The organism is Bartonella queenslandensis AUST/NH15 (genome assembly GCF_000312585.1).
Lineage (GTDB): Bacteria > Pseudomonadota > Alphaproteobacteria > Rhizobiales > Rhizobiaceae > Bartonella > Bartonella queenslandensis_A.
Genome location: NZ_HE997991.1, coordinates 1 through 3,618, shown reverse-complemented (window position 1 = coordinate 3,618; position 3,618 = coordinate 1). Strand labels below are relative to the sequence as shown.

The 3,618-nt window shown below is 40.7% G+C and carries 4 protein-coding genes; all 4 read right to left on the bottom strand.

What is annotated here, in order from left to right; translation table 11 throughout:
- Positions 1-1,049, bottom strand: a 1,049-nt coding sequence (gene virB11, locus BN338_RS03330; RefSeq protein WP_039759064.1) for a P-type DNA transfer ATPase VirB11, incomplete at its 3' end; no start/stop codon positions are given.
- A 25-nt stretch (positions 1,050-1,074) separates the two neighbouring features.
- Positions 1,075-2,199 carry a type IV secretion system protein VirB10 gene (gene virB10 / locus BN338_RS03325; RefSeq protein WP_039759061.1) on the bottom strand — a complete coding sequence of 375 codons (1,125 nt, stop codon included), beginning with the start codon at positions 2,197-2,199 and terminating at the stop codon, positions 1,075-1,077.
- A gap of 34 nt (positions 2,200-2,233) precedes the next feature.
- Entirely contained in the window at positions 2,234-3,085 is an 852-nt protein-coding gene (gene virB9, locus BN338_RS03320; protein ID WP_039759059.1) for a P-type conjugative transfer protein VirB9, read from the bottom strand.
- Between the two features lie 2 nt (positions 3,086-3,087).
- Positions 3,088-3,618, bottom strand: a 531-nt coding sequence (locus BN338_RS03315) for a VirB8 family type IV secretion system protein (protein WP_039759057.1), incomplete at its 5' end; no start/stop codon positions are given.

Below are 3,618 nucleotides of genomic sequence, written 5' to 3'. Positions count from 1 at the left end.
AAAGCATCTCGACGTTTGAAGGGGTCATAATAGATTTCTGTTACACGAAATTTTCCTTCCAAACGTTTGCATTGGATGATGACATCTATCATAGAGATTAATAGGCCGCGGATATCATCCCGTGCTAAATTACCACCACCATCACTTTCTTTGACGAGAAGGGTCATTTGTTCGAAGGCAGAAAGTGCTGTTGAGGCATGGACGGTGGTGATAGAGCCGGGGTGACCAGAATTAACATTACGGATATAGTAAAAGGCTGTACCATCACGCAGCTCTTGTAGAAGAATTCTATCGGGGCGCATGCGTAGTCCAGATTCAAGCAGTTCTTTTGCGCCAGCTTTTGCTAAACCTTGGTTATCTTTTGAATAAAAAAGTTGGACTTTGTTGGCGTGCGGAACGACGAGTTCTGGAGTGTCTTCGATGGTGAGAATCCGTTCATAGTCAGGAATTTTGGCAATTAAAGCTTTGGAGAGGGTTGTTTTACCAGAACCGGTTTTGCCAGAGATTAAGATATTTTGTTGTGTAATAACGGCGCGTTCTAAAAATGTACAAAAGTCCTTGGCAATAAAGAGATCTGTTAGTTCTTTTTCTGTATCAGAGAGTTCATTTTCTCGTTTTGCCATCTGCTCAAGGGGTGTGAAACTAACGTTTCTTGTGACAGAGAACAATAGGTTTTCGTGTAAACTTTCAAGAGAAAAAGTGCGTGATGAAGGTTTACGAATTGTCATGCTAATGGTATTGGGGGCAACAGCAGGGGGCATAACAATTTGTATGCGTTCATTATTGGGAAGTGTTGCGGAGAGAACAGGATTTTCTACACTAATTTTTTGTGTTGTGTAAGCAGCAACAACTTTTGCAATGCCTTCTAGCTCGCTGTAGGTGAGTTCTTGTATGGTGTGGGTTTGCCAACCATTGGGACCTTCAACAATCACTTCACCGGGGCGGTTGACGACGATCTCGAATAAATTCTCATTATTGAGGAAGTCATCTAATATTTTTAATTTTGTTAAAACGATAGAGGCTCGTTCTCTATTTTTTGTTGCTGGCATAATATACTTTTACTGAACGTGAGAATTAAAAAAAGGAATAGCTTGGTGTAGCACGCGAGAAAGCATTTCTCTTTTTTCCAGTGATTGTTAATTTATAAACGGAGGAAAAATCGAGATCTCTTGCTACGAAAATGTTGACCAGTTCACCTTGAAATTTTTCTAAAGTAGGAGGGATATTGATTTGATTTTCAAGGGCAATACTGGCGGTTTCTTTTCCAGAGTTGCTTGCTTCAGAGATGTTAAATCCTCCACTTGAGTTGGATTTTTTGTTCTTTGTTAGATTTGCTGTAACACTATCAACAACGGTGAGTAATAATGCTGAACTGAAGCGTTCCCACCAATGAGTGTTGACATTGCCGTCAAAACCGGCTCTTCCTAAACTGTCGGTTGCTGGAGATGCAAGGTTGATGATGACACCTGTTGGGGTTTTTGCTCTGGTCCAGAGGACAAAGAGGCGGGATTGACCTTGTTTTATCCCTCCGCGGTATTCACCAATCACTTGCGTTCCTTTATCAAGTAAAACAACGCGACCATTGTCGGAGAGGATATCACGGTTAATAACGCAGCTTGCAAAGCCTGGTTGGTCACTGTTTAATGCAGTTTCTAAGATACAAGGAATAGATGTTCCCATGGCAATGATAAAGTTTCTATTTCCCATGAGCCCAGCTCTTGTACCTTCTATTTTTGTAGGTTTTAGAAGTGAGGAAAAACTTTCTGAATCATTATTGGGAGTTTCATTGATATTATTACTATAGCTATTTCTTGGCATTTGAGTTGAAGAAGGGTGAGAATTGTTCGTAAAAGCTAATACGGGAGCACGTTGTGCAGCATCAAGTAAAGGATCATTTTCAACTGTTTTATTTGGTGTTGTTGAGGGTGTTGGTAATGTAATTGGAGGAATTTTTACTTGTGTTTCAGGAGCAACTAATTCTAAAGGAGCAAGTGAGTTATTAAAGTTTTGTGATTGTTTTTTGTGAGCATTAGCTGTGTCTTTTGGTGTTGTTGGTGTTGAGAATATATTCCAAAGCACGTATGCGCAAAATCCTATAAAGGCTATAATGATAATTATTTTTGTTGCTGGTGATTTTGATGTATTATTTTTTCTATCCTCGATAGATCCTCGATCTTCGATAGTGGTGTTATCACTCATATGTTGTCCCCTTCAATTCCCTCTTATTTAAAATTTAAAGATCTGATGCAATTTTACGTTCAACAGATGGTGAGGTTGTTCCGGTATTTGGATTGATGCCTTTTGATTGATAGGCTTCGTTAAAGATGCAGAGGACATTTCTTCCCTGTCTTAGGGTGAATCTGGCACTGATGGCATGGACAATAACCATATTGCCTCTTGTGGTTTTGGGAATCAGCGATTCTGTACCGTCGTTGCCCACAATATAAATGGCTGGAATTTCTTGGTTGTTGGGAAAAGAAAATGTTGTGGTTTTTCCATTGTCATAAACGGCAGACGGTTCAAGAGCGCTGGATCCTTGAGCGGTGTAAGCCCAATTGCGTGGTCCGTAGGTTTCATAAGCGTTGAAGGCACCATCAATACGTTGGGATTGTTTTTTTTCTTGTTGCAAAAGGGCTACAAGTCTTCTTTGTTCTGCTTCCTCTTGTGGGTAGCGAAATTTCACAAGGAAATATGTTTCTTGTCCAGAGGAAATTTCTCCATCTTTGACCATGAGTTCAAATTGATAAGAGCGTTTTGAGCCATCAAGCTTTGTGGTGACAACTTGGAGATTGGTAATGGGTTGGACTTCTCTGGCTTTGAGGAACAGAATATTTCCCGCGGGAGCAACTTCCCATGCAACACTGTTGCCAATGGCGACATGAGCAATTTCTTCATTAGCAGAAAATTCTATTTGTACGGATGAGCGTATGGAGCCAATAATTTTTGTGACATTATAAGCATCATAATTGATAAAGCGAATGCGGCTGTCACTAGGAGCACGAGTGGGAAAAACACTGGCATGGACCAAATGAGCACAAGAAAGAGCGATGGCGCTTAGAAAAAGAAAAAGAATTTTTTTTGTCATGATCAGTTGACCACTTCCGGATCAGTTCTATATTCGCTAACGATAAACCCAAGAGGATTTATTAAACGGTTTTGGACAGAGATGGGGGCATTGGTATATTCAAAGGTGAGTGTTGCGACCCAATGGGTGATGAATTCTTTATTGGTTTCATTATCACGGATGGTTTTGTAATAGCGCACTTGTGCGACGTCTTGATTGATAAAGGAGATTGATTTTATTGTGATAGTGACACTGGCGTGTTTATAGAGAATTTGAGGACTTTGAGGGTTTTTTGCTCCATACCAGCTAGCAAATCTTTCTCGTTCTTCTGGAGAAGAAAGGAGAGAGACGGTTTGGAAGTTATGTTGTACTTCCTCAGTTGCAAAGCCTTCACGGGATCGAACATATTTTGCGGCAAAATAGCGTGTGATGGCTTCATCAACATTTGTGGGACCTTCTTTTAAAGCCTCTACGACTTCAACAATGCCGGTTGAGTTGTCTACACGGATGACAAAGGGTTCCACAGTTTTAAGGGGCGTGAGGGTGATGACCGC